We start from the raw sequence: 24,060 nt of genomic DNA on the forward strand, positions 1-24,060 counted from the left end.
ACCCGGTGCCTACGGCTGAGGAGCCGAAAAAATATGGCCACGGATTTCGCTTCTCGCGATCCGTGGCCAGGAGGTCTGGGAGGTGTTCCCTACCTAGTTCGACATTTCTGTCGAACCCTGATCACGGTCGCTGGGTGGACGCGGAGGCGGATTGCGCCGGTGAACGCCGGTGCGTAACCGGCTTCATCGGCGAGTGCTGCCGGTGCCGAAATGGCGACCGGCTGCCAACCCACGCTGGGCTTGTCCTGGAGACGAATCGGAGTGTGCTGATGGACGACAACCATCGGCACAGCTTTGGCATCGACGCCGGACAGGCCGGTCCCCTGCAGAGCGAGGACCCCCCGGGAGGCGGACATGCCGAATGCGTTCACCAGGACGCGATTGCTCATCGCATCGAACGTGGTGTTCGTGTTCGTGTTCATGTGTCTGCCTCCCTCCTGAACTCGTGTGTGAACAATTACCGCGCACCGGGATCACTCTCGGTGCGTGTTCTCCACCATAGGCAATGATCGAGAACCGAACAACCTATTTTCTACCTGGGGTTTTGCACTGTCGCTCGTAAACGTGACGAGACGATGGCGAGGACATCGGCACCGTACTGTTCGATCTTCTTCGCGCCGATGCCCGCGATGGCCGCCAGCGCGGCGTCGTCGGCGGGCAGCTGCTCGGCGATAGCGGTGAGGGTGGTGTCGGTGAACACCACGAAGTCGCGCCGTTGCAGAGCCTCGGCCTTTTCCGCTCGCCATTCCTTCAGCGCTTCGAGCAGCAGCGGGTCGGCCTCGCCCGGGCAGCGCCTACAGCGGCCGAGCATGGTGGCGTAGGTGCCGATCAGCGGCTTGAGACACACCCGGCACAGCGGACGTGGGGCCTCGGCCGGGGCTTCCACGGCGATCCGCGACGCCGAGGAACTGTCCGGAATCAGCCCGTTGAGGAACCGCGAGCGGGTCACCGGCCGATAGTCGCCACCCGCTTGCAGCCGCCGCTGGGTCCACGACAGGCTCAGATGTTCGCGCGCCCGCGTGACACCCACGTAGAGCAGCCTGCGCTCCTCCTCCAGCCCGGCTTCGTCGACGGGCGCGTTCTTGCGGCCGAGCACGTGGAAGATCGGCAGCGTGCCGTCGGTGAGCCCGGCCAGGAACACCGCGTCCCATTCCAAGCCCTTCGCCGCGTGCAGCGAGGCCAGCGTGACGCCGTCGACGGTCGGTGGATGCTTGGCCTCGGCGCGGGTCGCGAGCTCGCGCAGCAGCGCGGTGAGATCCATGTCGTCGTCGTGGCTGACCAGTTCCTCGGTGAGCTGCACCAGCGCCAGCAGCGAGGACCATCGCTCCTTCGCCTGCGCACCGGCCGGTTCCTCCGCGGTGAGCCCGACCGGCGCCAGCGCGGCCCGGACCAGCGTGATCAGCGACGACCCGCAGCGCGCCTCGTCGGGCAGGTCGTCGCGGGCGTCGGCCTGACGCAGCGCCGACACGGCCTGGCGCACCTCCTGACGCTGGAAGAACCCCTCGCCACCGCGCACCTGGAACGGAATCGCGCGCGCACCCAGTTCCTGTTCGAACGGTTCGGACAGTGCGTTGGTCCGGTAGAGCACCGCGATCTCGGCGGCGGGCGTGCCGTCGGCGATCAGTTTCTCGATCCGCGCGGCGACGGCCACCGCCTCGGCCTGCGGGTCGGCGTACTCGGCGAACTCCGGTTCCGGGCCCTGCGGCCGCTGACCGATCAGGGCGAGGCGGGTGCCCGCGATACGCCCCCGAGCGGCGCCGATGACCTGGTTGGCCAGCGACACAACCTGGGGTGTCGACCGGTAGTCGCGCTCGAGCCGGACCACGGTGGCGTCGGGAAAGCGCCGGGAGAAATCGAGCAGGTAGGACGGGGTCGCCCCGGTGAACGAGTAGATGGTCTGGTTCGCGTCGCCGACGACGGTGAGGTCGTCGCGCTCGCCCAGCCACGCGTCGAGCACTCGTTGCTGCAGCGGCGTCACGTCCTGATACTCGTCGACGACGAAACTGCGATAGCGACCGCGGAATTCGTCGGCGACGGCCGGATAGTCCTCGAGGGCGGCCGCGGTGTGCAGCAGCAGGTCGTCGAAGTCGAGCAGCAGGCCGTCGGCAGAGGCTTTCGCGGATTCGTAGCCCTGGTACACCTCGGCAACCTTGGCCACATCGACCGGCGCGTCACGGTGATGTACGGCGGCGGCGGCCGGGTAGTCCTCCGGGGCGATCAACGACGCCTTGGCCCATTCGATCTCGCTGAGCAGGTCGCGAACCAGTTCGGTGGAGGCGCGCAGCCCCGCACGCTGCGCGGCTTGCGAGACGATGGGGAACTTGCTGTCGATCAACCGCCACGGCACATCCCCCACCACCTGCGGCCAGAAGTACCGCAGCTGCCGCAGCGCCGCGGCGTGGAAGGTGCGCGCCTGCACCTGCCCGGCATCGCCCCCGAGCCCCATCGTGCGCAAGCGATTGCGCATCTCCCCCGCCGCCCGTGCCGTGAAGGTCACCGCGAGCACCTGGTCGGCCTTCACATGCCCGCCCGCGATCAGATGCGCGATCCGATGCGTGATCGTCCTGGTCTTCCCGGTCCCCGCACCGGCGAGGACGCAGACCGGCCCCCTCGACGCCCGCACCGCGGCGGCCTGTTCCGGGTCGAGGGCGGTGAGATCGAGTGCTGGCACGCGATCCATCATGACAGCGCCCACCGACAAGGAACACCGCGCCGCCTCGCGACGTTGCACATCGCGTGACTGAAGCAACCCCAGATCTGACGATGTACTCGACCACGTGGTGCGGCTACTGCCGGCGCCTGCGAACCCAGCTCGACGAGGCGGGCATCACCTACTCGGTGATCGATATCGAGGACGACCCCGCTTCGGCCGAGTTCGTCGGCAGCGTCAACAACGGCAACCACGTCGTACCGACGATCAAGTACCGCGACGGCTCCACCGCGACCAACCCGTCCTTGGCCGCGGTCAAGCAGGCACTGGCCGCCCAGCAGGCCTGACTCGCCGAGTCAGTCCGCCCAGGACTCGATGATCGAGCGCGCGATCGAGATGGACCCGGGGACGAGCAGCCGTGCGCCGGGTTCGCGCGCCGACCAGTCCCCGACCCGCAGTGCCGCGCGGACCTCGTCGCGGGTGAACCAATGCGCCTCGGCGATCTCGCCATCGGAGAACACCAGTTCCTGGGCGGGGTCGCCGACCGCGGCGAAGCCGAGCATCAGCGAACGCGGGAACGGCCACGGCTGGCTGCCGAGATAGTGGATATCGCGCAGGTCGACGCCGACCTCCTCGCGGATCTCGCGTTCCACGCAGTGCTCCAGCGATTCGCCCGCTTCGACGAAACCGGCCAGCAGCGAGAACATCGTCTCCGGCCAGTTCTGCTGACGGGCCAGCAGCACCCGATCGGCACCGTCGTGGACCAGGCAGATCACGGCGGGGTCGATCCGCGGGAACTCTTCCTCCCCCGCGGCGGTGAGCCGCGACCAACCGCCACGCGACGACGTGGTCACCGTGCCGTCGCCGCCGTGATACCCGGCGCGATCGTGCCAGTTGAGCAGCGCGTACGCGGTGGACAGCAGTTCGGCGGTGAAGTCGTCGACGGCGCCGAGGGTTCGCAGATCGCGCAGGGTGCCCTCCAGGTCGCCTGCTCGCACCGCCCACAGGTGGCTGCCATCGACGGCGCCGAGGAAAACCGCGCCTTCGCCTGGCTCCTCGGCCACCGAGACAGCCGCCTCCAGGACGACCCTGCCGTCCTCCACCCGCACCTTGCCTCGCGCGTCGACACGCAGAATCTTCGCTTTGCCCCACCCTTCGCGCAGGGCCCCAGGATCGAGCCGGGCGTGCTCGGCCCGGTCGATGGTGGAACGTGACAGCAGCGGAACGTCTTTCAGCCGGAACGACACGATTCCGAGCATAGAGCGAAGGCGGAGGTAGGGCGCAGCCCGGGAGGGGCGACTACTTCCCGGCGCGCCGGATGTAGAGCAGTTTGTCGCCGGTGTCGAGGGCGTCGACCTCGGGTTCGCCGACCCGGATCAGCGCACCGTTGCGTACCACCCCGAGCACGATATCGCTGAGATGACGCGGCGATCCACCCACTTCGCTCGCCTCCACCTCGCGTTCGGCGACGGCGAAACCCTGCTCGGGCGTGAGCAGGTCCTCCATCATCTCCACGACCGTCGGCGTAGTGGTGGCGATACCGAGCAGCCGGCCCGCGGTCTCCGACGACACCACCACCGAGTCGGCGCCGGACTGCCGGACCAGGTGGGTGTTCTCCGCCTCGCGGATGGCCACCGAGATCTTGGCCGTCTTGTTCAGTTCGCGCGCGGTGAGCGTCACCAGCACGGCGGTGTCGTCCCGATTGGTGGCCACGACGACCGCGGCGGCGCGCTGCACCCCGGTCAGCCGCAACACATCGGATTTCGTCGCCGAACCGTGCACGGTGACCAGACCGGCCGCCGCGGCGGCCTCCAGCGCGACGGGGTCGGTATCGACCACCACGATGTCGGACACCTGGATCCCGTCACCGACCATCGCATCGATCGCGGTCCGGCCCTTGGTGCCGTAGCCGACGACGACGGTGTGATTACGCACGGTGTGCCTCCATCGCTGAATCTTGAATGCCTGCCGCGACCGTTCGGTCAGCACGCCGAGAGTGGTACCGACCAAGACGATCAGGAACAGCACGCGCAGTGGGGTGATGACGATGATGTTCACCAACCGTGCCGACGGGGTCACCGGGGCGATATCGCCGTAGCCGGTAGTCGACAGCGACACCGTGGCGTAATACATCGCGTCCAGGAACGACAGCTCGTCGCCGGTGTTGTCGCTGTAGCCGTGGCGGCCGACGTAGACGACTGTCGCGGCGGTGAACAGCAACGCGATCGCGAACAACACGCGACGGGTGAGCGAAACCCACGGGCTGGACTGCGCCGCCGGGATTCGCAACAGACCGACAAGGGCGTAGTCGGGACTGCTGCTCAACCCGACCGGGTTGCGCGGGTCACCGAACATGCCTGCTCCTGTATTTCTGGCGGCTGGCGCCGCGGGTTTTCGGCCTGGGTACCTCGATCTTCCCTCCCGCCGGGTACTCCTTCGTCGCACCCTCTGGTCAGTCCAGATCAAGGCGGCCGAAAACCGGCGGCTGGCGCCGCCGAGTGACCGGCCTTGTTCGCCTCGGGAGGTCGTCCTTCGGCGATCGCAACACTATCGGCTCAGCGGTGTTCGTGTGGATCGGTGTCGGTGTTTTCCGGTGCGGCGTCGCGGATGAGGCGCTCGAGTTCGGCGGGCCCGGCCAGTTGCGCGGGGGCGATGGTGCGCCCGGAGCGGATGTAATGGAATGCGGCGCCGACGCGTTGGAGCATCCGGTCCTCGGTCTCGCCGGTGCGGGCGGCCATCAGGCGGGCCCAGGCGAGGCGGTAGACGGCCAGCTGCATGGCGACGGCCGGCTCGTCGGCGGGACCGGGTTCGGCGCCGGTCTTCCAGTCGACGACGATCCAGCGGCCACCGGGTTCGGCGAAGACGGCGTCCATACGGCCTCGAATCACCGTGCCCGCGATGCTGGTTTCGAAGGGCACCTCCACGTCGACGGGGTTGCGGTGCGCCCACGGTGAACGGCGGAAGGCGGACTGCATGGCGGCGAGTTCCTGGTCGGCGCGTCCCATGTCGGTGGTGCTGTCGGCGGCGCCGGGCAGTTCGTCGAGGCCGAGTAGTTGTTCGGTGCCGAACCAGGATTGCACCCAGGCGTGAAAGGCAGTGCCACGCCGGGCCATCGGGTTCGGTGGATACGGGAGCGGACGGCGCAGGCGGGCAGCGAGGCGGGTCGGGTCGGCCCGCAGTTCGACGAGGGCGGTGGCGGGTAGTTGGCCCGGCAGTTCCACCTGTTGTTCGGCGAGTTCGGCGGCGGTGAATTCGGCCAGCAGCGCGTCGACGTCGTTGACCCAGCCCTCCGGGTCGTCCACCTCGGCCTGATCGACCTCGGCAACCTTTGTGCCGCTGCGTAAGTCGTCGAGCGCTTCGCGCACGAGCGCGGCGCCCTGTTCGATGGGATCGCGGCGGTTACCCAACGGGTCGCGTGGCCATGCGGCGGTCGGCGGGTTGTCGGCGAAGGGATTCACCGCGTCGGGCGGCGGCTTGTCGTCCCAGCGGGCGAGAGTGGCGACGCCGAACGCGTCGCTGTCCGGGTTCTCGTTCGCCTCTTTGAGCTCGAGCAGGAAGTCAGAGGGGCCCTTCTGCGAGGTCCCCGCCTCCGGCCAGTAGTAGGCCGAAACCAGCAGCACCCGTTCGGTTCTGGTGAGCGCCACGTAGAACAGGCGCCGTTCTTCGTCGAGCCGGCGGCTCTTGAGCGCATCCCGGTGGTGGGCGAGCGCGTGTTCGAGCTCGGAGCGGTCGCCCACGGTGTCCAGGTCGAGAACGGGCACACCCTCGGACGCGTCCGGCTGGGCGCGGTCACCGCGCAGCGCGGTGGGGAGTTCGGTGAGCGCGCCGAGCCAGGTGCTCAGCGCGGTGGTCGAGGGGAACACCGTGGCGCTCACGTGCGGCACGGCCACGACTTCCCATTCCAGGCCCTTGGCCGCGTGCACGGTGAGCACCTGCACCCGGTCCCGGGCGACCTCGACTTCGCCCGGCTCCAAACCGTTTTCGACCGATTCGGCGGCGGTGAAGAAGGCGAGCAGGCCACTGAGCGAGGCCCGGGAATCGGCCGCGTACCCGGCGACCACCTCGGCGAAGGCGTCGAGGTGCTCGCGGCCCGCGCCGCCGCCGGCGATCGCGCGCCTTGCCTGGGTCTCCACCCCCACACCGATGGTCCGTTCGACATCGGCGACGAGTTCGGCCAGCGGCTGCCCACTGCGTTCCCGCAGCGCGGCCAGTTCCTCGCTCAGGGCGACGATCCGCGCGAACCCGGCCTCCGAATACTGTTCTGCCGCACCGGGATCGGCGATGGCGTCGGCGAGACCGGCCTTCTCGGTCGGCTCGGGCGCGACCTCGCGCAGCGCCGTCGCGAGTCCGGCCGCATCGGTGATCGCGTCGGTGGCACCCGACACGCTGCTGATGGACAGCAGCTGCGCGCGCCGCGCCAGTGCGGCCAGATCGGCCACCCCGATCCGCCACCTGGCCCCGGTGAGAATCCGAACCGCCGCGCTGCCGGTTCCCGGCTCGGCGATCAACCGCAGGGTGGCGACGATATCGGCGACCTCCGGCGTGGCCAGCAACCCGCCGAGGCCGACGATCTCCACCGGTAACCCCTGCTCGCGCAGTGCCTCCGCCAGCGGCGCCGCGTCGGCGTTACGCCGGATGAGCACCGCCGAGGTAGGTGGCGGCTGCTCGTTCTCCCGCGCCGTGGCCCACTCGCGCGCGATCCGCTCGGCGATCCAGTCCCGCTCCTGCGCGATGGTCTCGGTCAGCGCGAACTCCACGACGCCCGCATCCGATTGCGGCTTGGCCCGCAACGCGTCCACCGTCGCCCCACCAGCCGCCCGCGCCACCGCCCGCAACGGATCAGCCACCAGATTCGCCAGCGCCAGCGCTTCGGGCGGATTCCGCCAGCTGGTCAGCAGCGGCAGCACCGGTGCGGGAATACCTGGCGCAGCGGGGAAGTCGGTGGCGAACCTGGGCAGATTGGCCGCTGACGCACCGCGCCACCCATAGATGGATTGCATCGGGTCACCCACCGCCGTCACAGCGAGGGACTGCGCGGGCTGCACGGATTTTCCTGCCGCACTGCGATTTACACCATGGCGACGATCACCGTCAGGCACTACCTCCGTACTTCCCCCGCCGACATCGCTCGCCGACAGCCCGGCGCCCCGGCTGTCCGGGGCCCCACCGGCCGGCTCTTCCACGGCGAAGAGGGTGTCCGCCTCGCGGGGAGGACTCGGGTGCGCCTCACCCCGGATCCGCACCGGCTGCCGCTGCCGATCCCGCTGTACCGCTTCGGCATTGCCGAACAGCGCCGAGAGCAGGACGCGCTGGGCGTGCCCGGTGTCCTGGTATTCGTCGAGCAGGACCAGCTTGAATCGAGCGCGTTCGGCGGTGGCGACCTCCGGGTGGTCGACGGCGAGCTGCGCGGCCAGCGACATCTGGGAGCCGAAATCCAGTGCGCCGCGGCGGTTCAGGGCTTCGGCGACCTGCCCCACCAGTGGCAGCAGGGCAACGCGCTCACGCTGCGCGTTCACGACACCGATCAGCGCCTGGCTCGGTCCGCCGCGTTGACGTGGACCCGCGGGCAGCGTGTAGACGAGTTTCTCCAGCTCCGCGTGCGCCTTGGCCAATTGCTCCGGTTCCACCAGATGTTCGGCCAGCTGCCCGGACAGGGCGAGCACCGCCTCGGTCACCGAGACCGGCGTGCGATCGATATCGAGATCGCCGTCCCAGGACCGCACCACCTCGTGCGCGAGCTGCCACAGCTGGGTCTGGGTGAGCAGCGCCGCAGAGGGCTCCACCGGCAACAACAGTCCGTGCGCGGTGAGCAGCCTGCCCGCGTAGGAGTGGTAGGTGCTGATCTCCGGCTCGGCCCCGGCGACGATCGTGCGCAACGCGCCGCTGGGATCGATCTCACGCAGCAGCGGCGCGCCCGCCAGTCGAGCCAGCCGGGTCCGGATCCGGGCGGTCAACTGCTGTGCGGCTTTTCGGGTGAAGGTCAGCCCGAGAACCTCGTCCGGAGCGACCAGTTGATTGGCCACCATCCACACCACGCGCGCGGCCATCGTCTCGGTCTTGCCCGCGCCCGCGCCCGCGACGACCAGGGTGGGCCCCGGTGGTGCGGCGATGACTGCCGCCTGCTCATCGGTCGGGGGTGGCAGGCCGAGCGCGTCGGCCAACTGCCGCGGGGTGACGCGCACGCCGCTCACTCGTCGGTCACCTGCCGTCCGGTGTCCTGCACCGGGCAACTGCCCGCCACCGGGCAGTGCCGACACCCGTCGTTGCGCACCGCCAGATAGCCGGGCCCCCGCGTCGCGTCGGCCGCGTCGTGAATGGTGGTGCGCCACTGCTCTAGACCGTCGCCGTCGAGCGCGGGCTGGGTCCGCTCGGCCGCGCCGGTCGCGCGGTTCGGCTTGGCGACGTAGACCAGCCGCGCGCCGCCGGGATCGACCACGGGGGCGGGCTCATCTGACTCCTCCGCCGCCAGCGCCCCGTGTGCCGCCGCCACCTGATAGGTGGCCAGCTGCGCGTGATCGGCCACCGTCTTCGCGCTGACCGGTGTCTTGCCCGTCTTCACATCCACGATCACGAAGCGCCCCTGCGCGTCGCGTTCGAGCCGATCGATACGTCCGCGAATACGCACGGCCCGTGCGCCTTCCGTGCGCGCGGGCAGCACGCAGTCCACCGGCACCTCCACCCCGGCCTGGGTGAGCTCACCGCGGGTGGTGCGGACCCAGGCGAGGAAGGTCTCCAGCATCGTCTCGGTGCGGCGCAGTTCCTGGCGCGAATGCCAGCCGTCGGCCGGGTCGACCGTTTTCCACGCCTGATCCAGCGCCGACCGCACCTGTGCCTCGGGGACATCGCCGGCCAGCGCCTGCACGAGCGTGTGCACGAGATTGCCCTTCACCGCGTGCGGGTTGTCGCCGTCGGTGCCGCCGTGCCGTTCCAGTGCCCACCGCAGCGGGCAGGTGCGCAGCAGTTCGACCGTCGACGGTGACAACCCGATCGGCGAATCGTCGTCGTCCCAGAGTTCGCGCTGCGAGCTGAGTTCGGCGGTGCCGTACCAGTCGCCGGGGTCGGTGCCCGGCACGCCCGCGTCGGCCAGGCGCGCCAGCTGCCGCGCGGCCCGGTCGCGACGCCGCGGGTCGGCTCCCGGATCACACACCACCCCGCGTAGTTCGGCGACCAGCGCGTGCATCACCAGCGCCCGCCCCGGATCGGCGACGGGCAACGCGCCGGGTTCGCCGCTCACATCGTCGCCCACGAGTTCGGCCAGAAACCGCGAAGGCACCAGATCCTGTTCTCCCGCGGCGGATTCGACGGCGGTCACCAGCAGCGATCGCCGGGCGCGGCTGCACGCCACGAGCAGCAGCCGGCGTTCCTCGGCCAGGATCGGCGCGGCCCGGCTCACGGTCGCGCTCGGATCGACCCCGGCGACCAGGTCGACGAGATCCTCGGTGTGCAGCAGCGTGCCCCGCGAACGCGGGTTGGGCCAGATGCCCTCCTGCACGGCCGCGACCGCCACCACGTCCCATTCCCGGCCCGCGGCGGCGTGCGCGCTGAGCAGTGTCACCGCCTCGCCTTCCGCGGTCAGCGGCCGACCCTGTTGCGCGAGTTGCTGGTGCAGCAAATATTCGACGAAACCGTCGATGCTCGCCTTCGGCAACCGATCCACGTAAGTGGCTGCGGCATCGAACAATTCGACGGCCGCGTCGAGGTCGCGATCGGCCTGCATGCCCGAGGCCCCACCGCGCCGCGACTGCCGGAACCAGCGACGCTCCAGCCGCGAGCTCGTCCACAGCGTCCACAGCACGTCTTCCAGACCCTGTCCCCTGGCCTGGGTCTGTTTCGCCTTCGCCACCGCGCGCAGCACGCGACGCAGCGGCGCCGCCTCGACCTCGGTGAGCCCGTCGAGCAGACGTTCCTCACCGACTCCGACGATCAGGTCGCGCAGCACCTCGGCCGAGGATTGATCGATCAGTGCCACCGCGGGCGGCTCCGGGCGCGCGACCTCGACGACGGTGTGCGCGGCGGGCGGGTTCTCGGCGTCGAGGACATCGATGTCGTCGGGCAGCCGGTCGGCGATATCCCAGTCCGGTTCGGGTTCCGGGCGCAGCGGATCCTCCGGGTCGGGGGGCGGTGGCCAGTCCTGCTCCGCCGGATCCGGTTCGGGTTCGGCGATATCCGGCGCGGGCGCGCTCTCGTCCCAGAGCAGGAACTGGTCGGCACCGTCGACGAAGGGTTCGGCGAGCGCGCCGGTGCGTTCCAGGTCGAGCACGCTGCGCCGCACGCCGCGACGCAACCGGCGCAGCGCGATCTGGTCGGCCCCGCCGAGCGGCCCGGACAGCAGATCCATCGCGTCGTCGCTGGAGAACATCGCGTCGATCGCCCGGCGTGAACCCGGGCGCGACGAGTCCCCGGCCAGGAGCACCCGCAGCGCCAGCACCATCCACGCCGCCCCGCGCCGACGCGCCAACGCCTCGGACACCGCGGGCCTGCGCACCGGCACCCCCGCCGCCAGCAGGGCGCGGCGCAACGGCGCCAGCGACAACGGCACCGACCGCACGATCACCGCCATCGCCGACCACGGCACACCGTCGGTGAGGTGCGCGCGGCGCAGATGGTCGGCGATCAGCGCCGCCTCCTTGGCCGGAGTCGACAACACCCGCACTCGCACACTCGACTCGTCGGCACGGGGTTGGTCCTCGGGCGGCGCCCACTCGTCATCGGGCGGCGGTTCGTCATCGGGCGGTTCCGGCCCGAAGTCCGGTTCGTCATGTGGTGCGGCATGCGCGCCGAATTCGCAGGGCGCGAACAGTGCGCCGTTGCCGCCGAGGGCCGAATCCTCCACCGTCGCGATCTCGTCCGTCGGCTCAGGGGGTTCGCTCTCCTGCCCCGGGAGTACCCGGTGACGCGCGCTCCCCGGCAACCGAGCCGCGATGCGCGCGTTCGCCAATCGGATCGGCGCGCCGCTGCGATGGTTGTGCCGCAGGATGATTCGCCGCCGCGCGGGCGTGTCGAGGCCGGTGAGGAAGTGCGAGTCCGCGCCACGGAAGGTGAAGACCGCTTGGTCGGGGTCGCCGGTGACGACGGTGCTCGCACTGCCGCTGCCGATGGCGCGTACGAGCGTCGCGGCCTGCGGGTCGAGGTGCTGGGCATCGTCGACGAGCAGGTAGCGGATCCGATCTCGTTCGGCGGCAAGCAGATTCCGGTCGCCCGCGAGGGCGTCCAGCGCCGCGCCGACCAGTTCCGCGGCGTCGAGCGCGGGCGCGGTGGCCTCGGGCGCGGCGACGCCGACCGACCAGCGCAGCATCGAGGCCTGCTCGTACCGCTGGAAGAAGCGCCCGGCCGCCACCCACGCGTCGTTGTCGTGTTCACGACCGAGCGCCATCAGGTCTTCGGGTCCGAGCCCGCGCTCGGTCGCGCGCAGCATCAGATCACGCAGTTGCTCGGCGAACCCGCCCAGTGCCAGCGCGGGCTGCAATCGTGGCGGCCACAGGCCGCCCGCCCCGGCTTCGATGTCGGCGAGATCCCCGCGCAGCATCTCCCGCAGCACCGCGTCCTGTTCGGCGCCGGTGAGCAGCCGCGGCGGCGGATTGCCGTGCAGATCCGCGTGCCTGCGCAGCACCGAGAACGCGTAGGAGTGCAGGGTGCGCACCATCGGTTCCCGGCTCGCGCCCGGAATGCCACCGGCGGCGGGCCCCAACTGGTGGGTGATCGCGTCCCGCAACGCCGCGGCAGCGTGCTTGGTGTGGGTGAGGACCAGCACCGACGCCGGGTCGGCGCCGTCGACGATCCGCGCGGTGACCAGGTCGACCAGCAGCGCGGTCTTGCCCGTCCCCGGACCGCCCAGCACCTGCCACGGTCGCCAGCCGGGGCGCGGCGGCGCCGGCTGGGCCTGCTCGGCGAACAGCGCGCGAACGGACGCACCCCAGACCCGCGGCCGGGGCGCCCGCGTTGTCCGGCGCACGAGTCGCACCGAGCTATCCGATCGCACCACATCGGCTATTGCAACAGACCAGTCCGACACACCGGCGCACCCCTACCGGAGGGACACGCTGCGAGAGTGTGCGCGACCGGCCAGAATGGCAGTCGTGTCATCGCTACATGTGCACCGATTCGGCCCCGCCGACGGTCCCGTCGTCCTCGCCCTGCACGGCCTCACCGGCCATGGCAACCGATGGGAAACCCTGGCCACCGAGCATCTGCCCCAGGCCCGGATCATCGCCCCCGACCTGCGCGGACACGGCCGTTCCACCTCGCTGCCGCCCTGGGATCTGGAAACGATCGTCGCCGATCTCGCGCAGCTGCTGCGGGCCGAGACCGACGGCCCGGTCGTCGTGGTCGGTCATTCCTTCGGCGGCGCCACCGGTATCCATCTGGCCCGGCAGCACCCCGATCTCGTGCGCGCGCTCGTCCTGCTCGATCCCGCCATCGGCATCGACGCGAAACTGATCGAACAGATCGCCCTCGCCAACCTGGCCTCCCCCGATTACACCGATCTCGCCGAAGCCCGCTCCGACAAGCAGGTCAGTGCGTGGGGACCCGACGAGGTCGACCCCGAGGCGCTCGAACGGGAGTTGGCCGAGCACCTCGTGCCGACCGAGGGCGGACGGGTCGGTTGGCGCGTCTTCCAGCCCGCGATCACCTCGTACTGGGGTCAGCTGGCGCGCCCGTTCGTGCTGCCGCCCGCCGACCTGCCGACGGTGCTGGTCCGCGCAGGCAAGGTGGTGCCGCCCTACGTCACCGCGGAGTTCCTCGACGCGCTCACCACGCACCTGGACACCTTCACCGCCGAGGTCTGGGATTGCGACCACATGGTCGCCCAGGCCAGGCCCGCCGACACGGCCGCGCTGATCGCCACGGTGCTGTAGCCCGATGGCCGTCACGACGGAGGAACAGGTGGAGCGGGTCCGCGAACTCGTCGCCGCGATCCCGCCCGGCCGGGTCCGCACCTACGGCGATATCGCCGACGCGGCCGGGCTCTCCTCGGCGCGCACGGTCGGCTGGATCATGCGCACCGATTCCGCCGACCTCCCCTGGCACCGTGTCATCGGCGCGTCCGGCCGTCCCGCCGCCCACCTGGCCGCCCGTCAACTCCGCGTTCTCGGCGAGGAGGGAGTCCCGATCGTCGACGGTCGGGTCGTTCTCCGTACGGCGCGGATCTGAGCGCGCCGCGCCGTCAGGTTCTCCGGTGGGACCGGAGTGGCTCGGCTGCGCGGGCTCGAGCATCGCGGTCGCGCCTACTAGCATGAATTCGTGTTGAACACCCGATTCCGAGTACGTCGATGACCGCCGACGCGATCGTGCTCGCCGGTGGGCGAGCCAGCCGAATGGGTGGCATCGACAAACCGGCGATCATGATCGGTGGGCGGTCGATGCTCGACGCCGCGCTGGATTCGGTGCGCGACTGCGCCGAGGTGGTCGTGGTCGGACCGCATCGTCACGAACTCGATGCCCGATTCGGGCAGGTTCGTGAGGTACCGCCGGGTTCGGGCCCGGTCGCCGCGATCGGCACCGGCCTCACCGCACTCGGCTCCGCCGCGCCCTGGGTGGTCGTGCTCGCGGCCGACATGCCCTTCCTCACCGACGAGACCGTCCACGAACTGCTGCGCAGCGCGGCCGCGTCCAGCGCTGATGCCGTTTTCGCGATCGACGATTCCGGTCGCCCGCAGTACCTTGTCGGCGCCTGGCGGCGCAGTGCGCTGGTGACGGCGCTGGCCGAACTGGGATCGCTGGTGAACCAGCCGATGAAGGCCATCGTGCCCGCCGCGACCGTTCTCGTCGAACTACCCGACATCGCCGACTGCGATACCCATGACGAGGTACGCCGCGCCCGCGAGTCCTTCGCCGCCGACCGTGCGGCGCCCCGCCTCGATCTCACCGAAGCACGCGAACGGATCGGCGCGGGCCTGACTCCCCTGGTCGCCTACGAGGCCGCGCTGAGCGAGGTTGCCGGCGCCGCGCTGGCGGCGCCGATCACCGCCGCGGGTCCGCTACCCCGGTTCGATGTCTCGGCCATGGACGGTTACGCCGTGTGCGGCGACGGTCCGTGGCAGCTGCGCCGCGACGTCGGATTCGCGGGTGGCGCGCGGCCGACGGGACTGCTCCCCGGCGAGGCGGTGCGCATCGCCACCGGCGCGCACGTCCCCGACGGCACCACCTCGGTGGTGCGCGACGAATTCGCCGCGCTCACCGGCGACGAACTGGCCCGCCTGCCCGACAGCCCGATTCGCGGCGATGTCCGAAAGAGCGGTGAGGACAGCAATATCGGCGACCTGGTAGCACCGGCGGGCACCCGGGTCACCGCTGCGCTGCGTTCAGCGGCGGCCTCGGTCGAGGTCACCACCGGCACGGTCCGTGGACCCGTGCGAGCGCGAATTGTCATGACAGGCGACGAGATTCGTAGCACCGGCCCGCTCCAGACCGGCCAGACCCGCGACTCGATCGGGCCGGTGCTGCCGGATCTGCTCGCGGGCTGCGGTGTTCGTGTCGTCGACCGTGTCCATCTGCGCGATACCGTGCACGGCTTCGATGACATGCTCACCGACACGGCCGATTTCGATCTGCTCGTCGTAGTCGGCGCCACCGGCGGCGGCGCGGCCGATCAACTCCGCACCGCCATCGCCCGCGCCGAGGCCGACATCGTGGTCCCCCGACTCGCGCTGCGCCCCGGCGGTTCCACCATTGTCGCCGAACTTCCCAGCGGCCCAACGGTCCTCGGCCTGCCCGGCAACCCCTTCGCGGCCATCGCCGTCCTGCTCGCCCTCACCCCCGCGATCGTCGCCGCCCGCACCGGCTCGCCGCTGCCCCGCGCGATCCTCGGCCCACTGCACAACGCCGCCGCCATCACCGCCCCGGTCCACCGCATCACCCCCGCCCGCTACGCCTCCGACGGCGGCTGGCTCGGCGACCCCACGGTCCGCACCGCCCACCTCGCCGGCCTGATCGACCGCGACGGCCTTGTCATCGTCCCGCCCGACGCCACCGACGGAACAACGGTTGAATTCCTGCCACTCCTATCCTGAGTAACGCACCGGTCGCGATTTACCGTTCCGGATGTCCGGGCGAATCGATCGGCACCCGATGACAAATCCCCGAATTCACCCTGGACACGCCGAATTCGAGCTGGTCAGAGGCCTATTTTTGGCGCAGGTCTACCGTCTCGCGAAATTGGTGCTTATTGTTGGACGGGTCAGGCGTGGGACGCCCCGCACGCGAGGTGGATTGCGTCGGACAGTGCGTTGAAGGCTTAATCACTTATCCCTCGGAAAGGACCGTGTGGAGATGGCTGACAAGTCTAAAAAAGCACCGAAGAAGACGCCCAAGCAGATGCCGCGCCAGCAGCAGGAGCAGCGGCAGGAGCAGGGGCGGGACTCGCAAGGGATGCCGCGAGCAGGCCAGGACGATCGGCGTGACGAGCGCCGCCCCGGCCATCACTGAAATACGTGAGTCGACGAGCCGCCGGTATCGCTACCGGCGGCTCGTTCACGTCATGCCCCGATGCTCAGCAGCGCGCCTGCCCCGGATCCGTCCCGCCCACGCCGCGCCGTCGACGGATCGGGAACGGGCACCGCGTCGACCAGGCGGCGGGTGTACTCCTGAGCCGGTGCGGCGAATACCGCGCGCACCTCGCCGGTTTCGACGATCCGGCCCTGCCGCAGCACCACAACCCGGTCGGCGACCTGGTGCACCACGGCCAGATCGTGACTGATGAACAGGCTGGCGAAGCCGTACTCGGCGCGTAGGTCGGCGAACAGGTCGAGCACCTGCGCCTGCACCGACACATCGAGCGCACTGGTCGGCTCGTCGGCCACCAGTAGGCGCGGTGCCAGGGCCAACGCGCGAGCCAACGCCACCCGCTGACGCTGCCCACCGGACAGCTCCCCCGGCCTGCGCTGCGCGTAATCCCTTGGCAGCCGCACCGATTCGAGCAGGTTCGCGATCTTGGCGTGCAACAGCGCCCCGGACGCCGCCCGATGCACCTGCAACGGTTCGCCGATCGAGTCGGCGACGGTACGTCGCGGATCGAGGGAGGCGCTCACGTCCTGGTGCACCAGCGCCACATGCTTACGCAGGCCACGCAGCTCGCGCCGTGACAAGCCGGCCAGCGCGACACCTTGCAGCTCGACTCGTCCGGTCGTGGCGGGGACGAGTCCGAGCGCGGTGCGCCCCAGTGTGCTCTTGCCGGACCCGGATTCCCCGACCAGTCCGAGGACTTCCCTGGGGCCGAGGGTCAGCGAGATATCTTGCAGCGCGGGGAAAGACGTGCCGCCGTGCCGTCCCGGGTACACCACCGACAGGTCGTCGATCCGCAGCACGTCGCGATAGTCGGATTCGCCGAGCCCGCCGCCCTTTTCCGCGACCACCGCGGGGCCACGCACAACGACGCGCCGCAGAATCCGGCGAGCGCTACTCTCCGACGCTTCCGCGGGCGCGTCGGTCTCAGGTTCGCTCGTCTGAGCCGGCGACTCGTCGTGATCGGATGGGTCGCGCGGATCGGCGTCACTGTCATCCGCCGAGGCCGTGGTGCTGTCACTGCCCGGAGCATCGGATGGCACCGAGTCATCGACCGCATCGGCGGCGGGTTCTTGATCGCCGCCCCGCGACGACACCGCGGGCAACCGCGGCACCGCCGCCAGCAACGTCCGCGTGTAGTCCTCGCCCGGGTCGGCGAACAACCCGAACACCGTCTGCTCCTCGACAACTTTCCCCTCGCGCATCACCACGACCCGGTCGGCGATCTCGGCGACCACCCCGAGGTTATGGGTGATGAACAGGATCGCCGTGCCGCGCTGACGCTGCAGCGAGCGCAGGAGTTCGAGGATCTCGGCCTGCACGGTGACATCGAGTGCGGTGGTGGGTTCGTCGGCGATGAGCAGCGCGGGCTCGCCGGACAGGGCCAGCGCGATGACCACGCGCTGCTTCTGCCCGCCGGAGAGCTGGTGCGGGTACCAGTCGAGGCGCTTGTCCGGCTCCGGAATGTCCACAGCCGTGAGCAGTTCGATCGCTCGGGTTCGCGCGGTGGCCTTGTCGGTGACGCCGTGCGCACGCAGCGCCTGGACGATCTGGGTGCCGATCTTCTGCACCGGGTTCAGCGCGGTCTGCGGCTCCTGGAAGACCATGGCGGCCTTGGTTCCCCGCAGGTCCCGCAGCACCGATTCCGCGGCGCCGACGACCTGCGTGTCCGCGAGCCGAATCGACCCGTCCGCCCGCGCCGTCGTCGGCAGCAGGCCGAGCACCGAGCGCGCGGTGAGCGATTTGCCAGAGCCGGACTCACCGACGAGCGCCACGACTTCACCCCGGCGAACCCGCAGGCTCACCCGGTCGACGACCGTCCGGTCGCCGAAACTCACCGTCAACTCGTCGATGTCGAGCACGGGGTCGAGCTGGTCGGATGGTGCGCTCATGCCAATCTCCTTGCCCGGCCCAGTGCTTGGGCGATCAATAGGAATCCCAGGGTCAACGCGGCCACCACGACCAGCGGTCCGATCGCGATCCACGGGTTGGCGTCGAGGTTGGCGATCGAGCCGGCGATCAGCGAACCCAGCGACGGCTGCGGGGGCAGCACGCCGATCCCGATGAAACTCATCGCGCCCTCGATGAACACCGCCACCGACAGCGACAGCGCGAACTGCACGCCGAGCGGCTCGATCGTGTTGGGCAGCACATGCTTTCGCAAGGTCCACCAGGTGTCGGCGCCGATCACCTCCGAGGCTTCCACGAACGGCTGTTCGCGCACGGCGAGCACCGCTGTGCGGATCTGCCTGCCGAAGATCGGGATCTCGGCGGCGACGATCACGATGACCACCGCGTGCCAGCCGGGCCCGGTGATCGCGGCGAGGGTGATCCCCAGGATCAGCGTGGGGAAGGCCAGGATCAGATCGAACACCCGCTGGGCGGTCACGTCCGCGATCGGGTGGACGGTGGCGGCCAGCCCGACCAGCGCGCCGACCAGGGCGCCGATCGGCACCGCGAGCAGCGCGATCAGCAGGTCGATCCGGATGCCCGCCAGGACACGGGCGGCCACATCGCGATTGAGGTGGTCGGTGCCGAGCCAGTGCTGCGCACTCGGGCCGAGCAGGTTGGCGCCGGGGATCTGGGTGAGCGGATCGTAGGAGCTGAGCAGCCCGGCGAAGACCCCGGCCAGCGCCACTACAGCGACCAGCACCACCCCGGCCAGTCCCTGCCCGTGTCGCAGCGCGGACAAGGGTCCGTGGCGCCGTGCTGATTCATCTACGGCGACAGCGGTTTTCTCGATCGTCACGAGCGTCCTCCGATGCGAATGCGCGGGTCGAGCCACGCGTGCGCGACATCGGTGATCAGCTGGATCACCACGAACACCGCCACCGACAGCAGCAACAGCACCTGCACGAGCGGATAGTCGCGACGACTGATCCCCTGCTCGATGAGCTGCCCGATGCCCGGCCAGACGAAGGCCGCTTCCACCAGCACCGCACCGCCGAGCAGCTGCCCGGTCTGGATGCCGAGCACGGTGAGCATGGTCGGCAGGGCGTTGCGCAGCGCGCCCCTGGTGACGATCTCGCGATAGCCGATCCCGAGTGAACGTGCTGTCAGCACATACTGTTTCGCGAGTTCGGTGCGCAACGCCTCGGTGAGGAACCGGGTGAGCGCCGCCGAGACCGGCAGCGCGAGGCAGATCGCGGGCAGCAGCAGGTACTGCACCGCGATATCGGGCCGCGCGATGAATCCGTCCGGGGGCACCCCGCCCGCGGGCAGCACCGGAATCGCGACGGCGAACACCAGCACCAGCAGCGGTCCCACCACGAAGGTGGGCAGTGCGACAGCGATCGTATTGGCAGCGGCGACAACAGTATTGAGCCAGCGGCTGGGCCACAGCACCGACGCCACCGACACGACCAGACTCACCAGCACCGACAGCAGCAGCGCGGTCACCGTGAGCACCAGCGTGTTGGTGAGTCCGCGGCCGACCAGGTCGGTGATCTCGCCGCCGATGATGTAGGAGCGTCCGAGGTCGAGGGTGAACACGTCGCCGAGCCACTGCAGATACTGCACCGGGATCGACCGGTCGAGGCCGAGCTGGTGACGGATCACCTCGATGGTCTGCGGTGTCGCGTCATTGCCCGCCAGGATGGTGGCGGGGTCACCCGGGACGAGCCGCAGCAGTAGGAAGATCAGTAGCGAGGCCCCGAACAGCACCAGCAACGCCGAGGGGAGTCGGTGCAGCAGGTAGCGCGTCATGACAGGAAGGTGTCGGTGAGGACGAGTTCGCGCCGCTTGGTCCAGGCGAGACCGTGCACCTTGCTGGTGGTGGAGAACTGCTGGAAACGCACGCCGATCTCGATCAGGAACAGCCCTTCGAGCAGCTGGTCGGTGACGGCCTGGTAGGCGCGCACCGCCTCGGGTCCGGTGCCCTGCGCCAGCTGCCATGCCGTGTCGGCAGCCGCGGTGTAGGCGGGCGATTCGTAGCGCGAGGCATTGCGGCGGGCGTTGAACGGGTAGGCGCTCACCGTGAGCGTCGACGGGACGAACTGTGCCCACGAGTGGTCGGTGACCCACAGTCCACGGAACTGCTGGCCGGTGAGTTGCTTGACGAAGGTGGCGGCGTCGACCGGGTCGAGTTCGACCTCGATGCCGATATCGGCGAGGTTGGCCTGCACGATCTGGGCGACCTCGCCGTACCCGGGGGCGAAGGTCAGCGGCAGCTTCGGCGGCTTGGTCGCCTGCCCGAGGAGCTGCTTGGCCTTGCCGATATCGCGGTTGAAGCGGGTGTTGCGGGATTGGTCGAAGGCGGGCGAGTTCTTGGGCCACGGGACGTTGAGCGGATATCCCGCGCCGCGGAACACCTCGTTGACGATGCGTTCACGGTCGAGGGAGTAGGCGATGGCCTGGCGAACCCGCACATCGGCCAGCGTCGGTTCGGTCACGTTGACGCCGACATAGGCTTGCAGCTCGGCGCCTTCGAGGTCGTGCACCGTGAATCCGCCGCTCTTGCCGAGGTTCTCGGCATCGCGGTAGCCGAGTTCGCGCGCCGCGGCGATCTGACCGGACTTCAACGCGTTGAGCAGCGCGTTCGGGTCGGGGATGATCGAGACCTCGACCCGGTCGAGGTAGGGCCGCTCGGGGTTGCGGTAGTCCGGGTTCTTCTCGAAGACCAACTGCGAGTTCGGTACGCGCTGGACGTATTTGAACGGTCCGGTGCCGATGTAGGTGTCGCCGGTGCCGAGCTTGTCCGCCGTTTCGCTGTCCAGGATCGGCACGGTGTCGAGCAGGTCGAAGATGTTGCTCAGCGGGTGGGCGAGCTGCAACACGATCCGCGTCGGCGAGACGATGTCGAACCCGGTGACGGCGGCCGCCGAACTACGCAGCTGCGCGGACCATTTGGCGTCGGCGTAGGTGCGAATCGAGAACTCCACGTCCTTGGCGGTGAAGGGGCGCCCGGTATGGAATTTCACGTCGTCGCGCAGGTCCAGGCTCAGCGAGCGGCCGTCGGCGGCGAGCTGCCACGACTTGGCGAGTAAGGGGCGCGGTTCCAGGGTGTCGTTCGGGTAGCGGATCAGCGATTCGTAGACCAGGCCGATCACGACCGGGGTCGCGCCGGTGTTGGTGAGCAGGTTCGCAGGCACCAGGTCCTCCCGGATGCCGACCTTCAGGGTGCCGCCGCGCACCGGGGTCGCGTCGTCTCCGCCCGCCTTCTGTTCCGAGACCGCCGAGGTGCAGGCCGCCAGCGCGGCGCCGCCGAAGATGGCCGCGGCAGCGATACCGCCGGTGCGCAGGAAGTTTCGACGGCCGAAGCCACCGGGAGTTGAGCTCATCGTGAAGATCCTCGAAAGACGCATCGACCCGCGCGGCGGGCCGAGGAGGGTGCACAGGGCACCGTGGGAAGGGAACACATCGGCTCGGCCGCGAACGTCGTGGGCGTTCGTCAGCCGCGCGGGACGCGACACGAACAGCAGCAGGGTGGCTGATTCGTGGGCACGGCAGTGACGCTAACAAGTTGCGGTGCACCGGTCACCGATTCCACGCACTCTGCATATAACCCTGGTGACCAGCGGATATGTCACCTTTACTGCCAGCATGCCTGTTCCACCCCATGCTCGCGGTTACGCATCCTTCGGCGGCTCGGCCGGTCGCACGTCCGCGCAGTCGTCCCCCGACTGGACGTATCCGCCCACCGCGCCCGCCGGTGCCCCGAACATCGTCGTCGTGCTCGTGGACGACATGGGTTACAGCGATATCGGTCCGTTCGGTTCGGAGATCGAGACACCGACCCTCGACCGTCTCGCGGCGCGGGGTGTTCGGCTCTCGAACTACCACACGACGCCGCTGTGCTCGCCGTCACGCGCGGCGCTGCTCACCGGAATCAATTCCCACCGTGCCGGTTTCGGCTTCGTGGCCAACGCCGACCCCGGCTACCCCGGCCTGCGCCTCGAGCTCGCCGACGATGTGCTCACCCTCCCCGAGATTCTGCGCGGCAACGGCTACGCCACCTACGCGGTGGGCAAATGGCATCTGGTGCGCGACGCCACGATGAACCCGTCGGCGCATCGCGACTCGTGGCCGACCCAGCGCGGATTCGATCGCTACTACGGGTCGCTGGAGGGGCTGAACTCCTTCTACTACCCCAACCAGCTGGTCTCGGACAGTTCGGTGGTCGATGTCGAGGAGTACCCGCAGGGCTACTATCTCACCGACGATCTCACCGACAAGGCGCTGTCCTACATCAAAGACCTGCGCGCGCACGACGCGGAAAAGCCGTTCTTCCTGTACTTCGCGCACGTGGCGATGCACGGGCCGTTGCAGGCCAAGGCCGAGGATCAGGCCAAGTATCGAGGTCGCTACGACGAGGGCTGGGACGAACTGCGCAGGCGACGCTTCGCCGAGCAGCTGGCCCAGGGTCTGTTCCCGCCGGGCACCGAGCAGAAGCCGCGCAATACCGAGCCGGGTTACGAAGCCGCGGAATGGGACTCGCTCTCGGCCGACGAGCAGCGGCGCTACGCCAAGTACATGGAGGTGTACGCGGGCATGGTCGACAGCATCGACCAGAGCCTGGGGCGCATCGTCGACCTGCTCGACGACCTCGGCGAACTCGACAACACCATCATCGTGTTCACCTCCGACAACGGCGGCACCGCCGAGGGCGGACCGGAGGGCACCCGCTCCTATTTCGCCGAATTCGCCCACGTCGATGACCCCGATTGGGTGGCCGATGTCCCGCACGACGAGGACCTGATCGGCACCGCGAAGCTGGGCGTGCACTACCCGCGCGGCTGGGGGCAGGCGTCCAACACCCCGTTCCGGTTCTACAAGGGCCAGACCTTCGCGGGCGGCGTGCGGGTGCCACTGGTCGTGTCATGGCCCAAGGGGTTGCCGCGCACCGACGCCGATTCCGGCATCCGGCACGAATACGCCTACGTCACCGACCTCGCGCCGACTCTGCTGGAGTTGGCGGGCCTGGACCGACCCTCTGTGCGTAACGGGCTGCCCGCCAAGGACTTCGACGGTGTTTCCGCGGCCGAGCTGTTGCGAGATCAGACGGCTCCGACGCGGCACACCGAGCAGTACTCGGAGATGACCGGGCACCGTGGCTTCTACCGCGACGGCTGGAAGCTGCTGTCGCTGCACGATTCCGACGCCGACATCGACGCGCCGAACTGGCAACTGTTCGATGTGCGCGCCGATCCGACAGAGCTGCACGATCTCGCGGACCGATACCCGGACAAGGCCGCCGAACTGGCCGCCGCGTGGGACGAATCCGCATGGGCCAATACAGTTTTCCCACTGTTGACCCGCGCCGACCTGTTCCGTCGCCGACCCGAGGAGGCGCGTTTCGCCGCGCCGGTGCGCCTGCTGCCCGGCACCCCTACCCTGGAGCGCTATCGCTCCCAGCGCCTGATCGCCTACCGCGACTTCATCATCGCGGCCGACCTCACCGGAGCACGACCGTCCGGCACGACGCCGGAGCGTGCCGAGGCGGTCGGCTTCCAGCTCGGCGACGAGGGTGTGCTCGTCGCCCACGGCGACCCGCTCGGCGGGTACCTGCTCTACATCGAGGACGGCGAAGTGGTGTTCGGTGTGAACAGCTACGGCCGGTACGCGTCGGTCGGCGTACCGCTGCCCGTCGGGACGCGCGAGATCACCGTGCGCGCCACCATCGAGCCGCGGCTGCGCTGGGATTTCACCATCCAGGTCGACGGCACGCCACTCGCCGAGCTCACCGACCAGGTGCAACTGGTCGGCATGGCGCCGTGGACCGGGATCTCCGTCGGCGTCGACGCGCGCGGCCCGGTCTCGTGGGATCTGCGCGAGCGCCGCGGACCCTTCCGCTTCTCCGGTGGCCTTCGCGCGATCACCTACACACCCGGGCCCGTGCAGGTCCCGCAGCGCACGATCGACGCGGTGGAGCGCGAAGCCGAGTACGCCGCGGAATAGCGGACCACTCGCCA

The 24,060-nt window shown here is 69.7% G+C and carries 16 protein-coding genes; 6 read left to right on the forward strand and 10 right to left on the reverse strand.

Annotated features, from left to right (window positions below; translation table 11 throughout):
- Window positions 1–89: 89 nt before the first annotated feature.
- Window positions 90–422, reverse strand: coding sequence for a hypothetical protein (locus tag NA12_RS12495; RefSeq protein ID WP_067449432.1), 333 nt, complete (start codon window positions 420–422; stop codon window positions 90–92).
- 110 nt (window positions 423–532) lie between these two features.
- Complete coding sequence (locus NA12_RS12500) at window positions 533–2,683, reverse strand: ATP-dependent DNA helicase UvrD2 (protein ID WP_067449433.1); 2,151 nt, start codon at window positions 2,681–2,683, stop codon at window positions 533–535.
- An 80-nt stretch (window positions 2,684–2,763) separates the two neighbouring features.
- On the opposite strand from NA12_RS12500, the gene NA12_RS12505 reads away from it, so the two are divergent.
- Window positions 2,764–2,997 (forward strand): mycoredoxin, encoded by a 234-nt coding sequence (locus tag NA12_RS12505; RefSeq protein ID WP_143876199.1) that lies wholly within the window; start codon window positions 2,764–2,766, stop codon window positions 2,995–2,997.
- A 9-nt stretch (window positions 2,998–3,006) separates the two neighbouring features.
- Here the strand turns inward: NA12_RS12505 and nudC are convergent, their stop codons facing one another.
- From nudC to NA12_RS12525, 4 genes are all read right to left on the reverse strand, one after another.
- Complete coding sequence (nudC, locus tag NA12_RS12510; protein WP_132369769.1) at window positions 3,007–3,900, reverse strand: NAD(+) diphosphatase; 894 nt, start codon at window positions 3,898–3,900, stop codon at window positions 3,007–3,009.
- A gap of 49 nt (window positions 3,901–3,949) precedes the next feature.
- A complete protein-coding gene (locus NA12_RS12515; protein ID WP_067449436.1) occupies window positions 3,950–5,005 on the reverse strand; it encodes a potassium channel family protein in 1,056 nt (351 codons plus the stop codon).
- Window positions 5,006–5,205: 200 nt separating this feature from the next.
- Complete coding sequence (locus NA12_RS12520) at window positions 5,206–8,841, reverse strand: ATP-dependent helicase (RefSeq protein WP_067449437.1); 3,636 nt, start codon at window positions 8,839–8,841, stop codon at window positions 5,206–5,208.
- Window positions 8,838–12,629 (reverse strand): ATP-dependent helicase, encoded by a 3,792-nt coding sequence (locus NA12_RS12525; RefSeq protein WP_243654817.1) that lies wholly within the window; start codon window positions 12,627–12,629, stop codon window positions 8,838–8,840. Before NA12_RS12525 ends, NA12_RS12520 begins: the two co-directional genes overlap by 4 nt.
- 88 nt (window positions 12,630–12,717) lie before the next feature.
- Here NA12_RS12525 and NA12_RS12530 point away from each other — a divergent pair, with 88 nt between their 5' ends.
- The 4 genes from NA12_RS12530 to NA12_RS33635 all read left to right on the forward strand — a co-directional run bounded on the left by NA12_RS12530 (window position 12,718) and on the right by NA12_RS33635 (window position 16,075).
- Entirely contained in the window at window positions 12,718–13,506 is a 789-nt protein-coding gene (locus NA12_RS12530) for an alpha/beta fold hydrolase (RefSeq protein ID WP_067449438.1), read from the forward strand.
- A gap of 4 nt (window positions 13,507–13,510) precedes the next feature.
- Window positions 13,511–13,801: an MGMT family protein gene (locus tag NA12_RS12535; RefSeq protein ID WP_067449439.1), complete on the forward strand. Its 291-nt coding sequence runs from the start codon at window positions 13,511–13,513 to the stop codon at window positions 13,799–13,801.
- Window positions 13,802–13,920: 119 nt separating this feature from the next.
- Complete coding sequence (locus tag NA12_RS12540) at window positions 13,921–15,660, forward strand: NTP transferase domain-containing protein (protein ID WP_067449440.1); 1,740 nt, start codon at window positions 13,921–13,923, stop codon at window positions 15,658–15,660.
- A gap of 259 nt (window positions 15,661–15,919) precedes the next feature.
- Window positions 15,920–16,075: a hypothetical protein gene (locus tag NA12_RS33635; protein ID WP_157106390.1), complete on the forward strand. Its 156-nt coding sequence runs from the start codon at window positions 15,920–15,922 to the stop codon at window positions 16,073–16,075.
- Window positions 16,076–16,125: 50 nt separating this feature from the next.
- Here the strand turns inward: NA12_RS33635 and NA12_RS34615 are convergent, their stop codons facing one another.
- Genes NA12_RS34615 through NA12_RS12565 form a run of 4 tightly spaced genes read right to left on the reverse strand, consistent with a single transcriptional unit; the run spans window position 16,126 to window position 21,429 of the window.
- On the reverse strand, window positions 16,126–18,042 hold the full coding sequence (locus NA12_RS34615) for a dipeptide ABC transporter ATP-binding protein (RefSeq protein WP_067449442.1): 1,917 nt from the start codon (window positions 18,040–18,042) through the stop codon (window positions 16,126–16,128).
- On the reverse strand, window positions 18,039–18,893 hold the full coding sequence (locus NA12_RS12555) for an ABC transporter permease (RefSeq protein WP_067449543.1): 855 nt from the start codon (window positions 18,891–18,893) through the stop codon (window positions 18,039–18,041). The genes NA12_RS34615 and NA12_RS12555 overlap by 4 nt, the downstream gene beginning before the upstream one ends.
- Window positions 18,894–18,895: 2 nt before the next feature.
- Complete coding sequence (locus tag NA12_RS12560; protein ID WP_067449443.1) at window positions 18,896–19,855, reverse strand: ABC transporter permease; 960 nt, start codon at window positions 19,853–19,855, stop codon at window positions 18,896–18,898.
- On the reverse strand, window positions 19,852–21,429 hold the full coding sequence (locus tag NA12_RS12565; RefSeq protein WP_067449444.1) for an ABC transporter substrate-binding protein: 1,578 nt from the start codon (window positions 21,427–21,429) through the stop codon (window positions 19,852–19,854). Before NA12_RS12565 ends, NA12_RS12560 begins: the two co-directional genes overlap by 4 nt.
- Window positions 21,430–21,691: 262 nt before the next feature.
- On the opposite strand from NA12_RS12565, the gene NA12_RS12570 reads away from it, so the two are divergent.
- Complete coding sequence (locus tag NA12_RS12570; protein WP_067449445.1) at window positions 21,692–24,046, forward strand: arylsulfatase; 2,355 nt, start codon at window positions 21,692–21,694, stop codon at window positions 24,044–24,046.
- The last annotated feature ends 14 nt before the right edge of the window (window positions 24,047–24,060 follow it).

It is taken from the genome of Nocardia alba NBRC 108234, from assembly GCF_001612665.1.
GTDB lineage: Bacteria > Actinomycetota > Actinomycetes > Mycobacteriales > Mycobacteriaceae > Nocardia > Nocardia alba.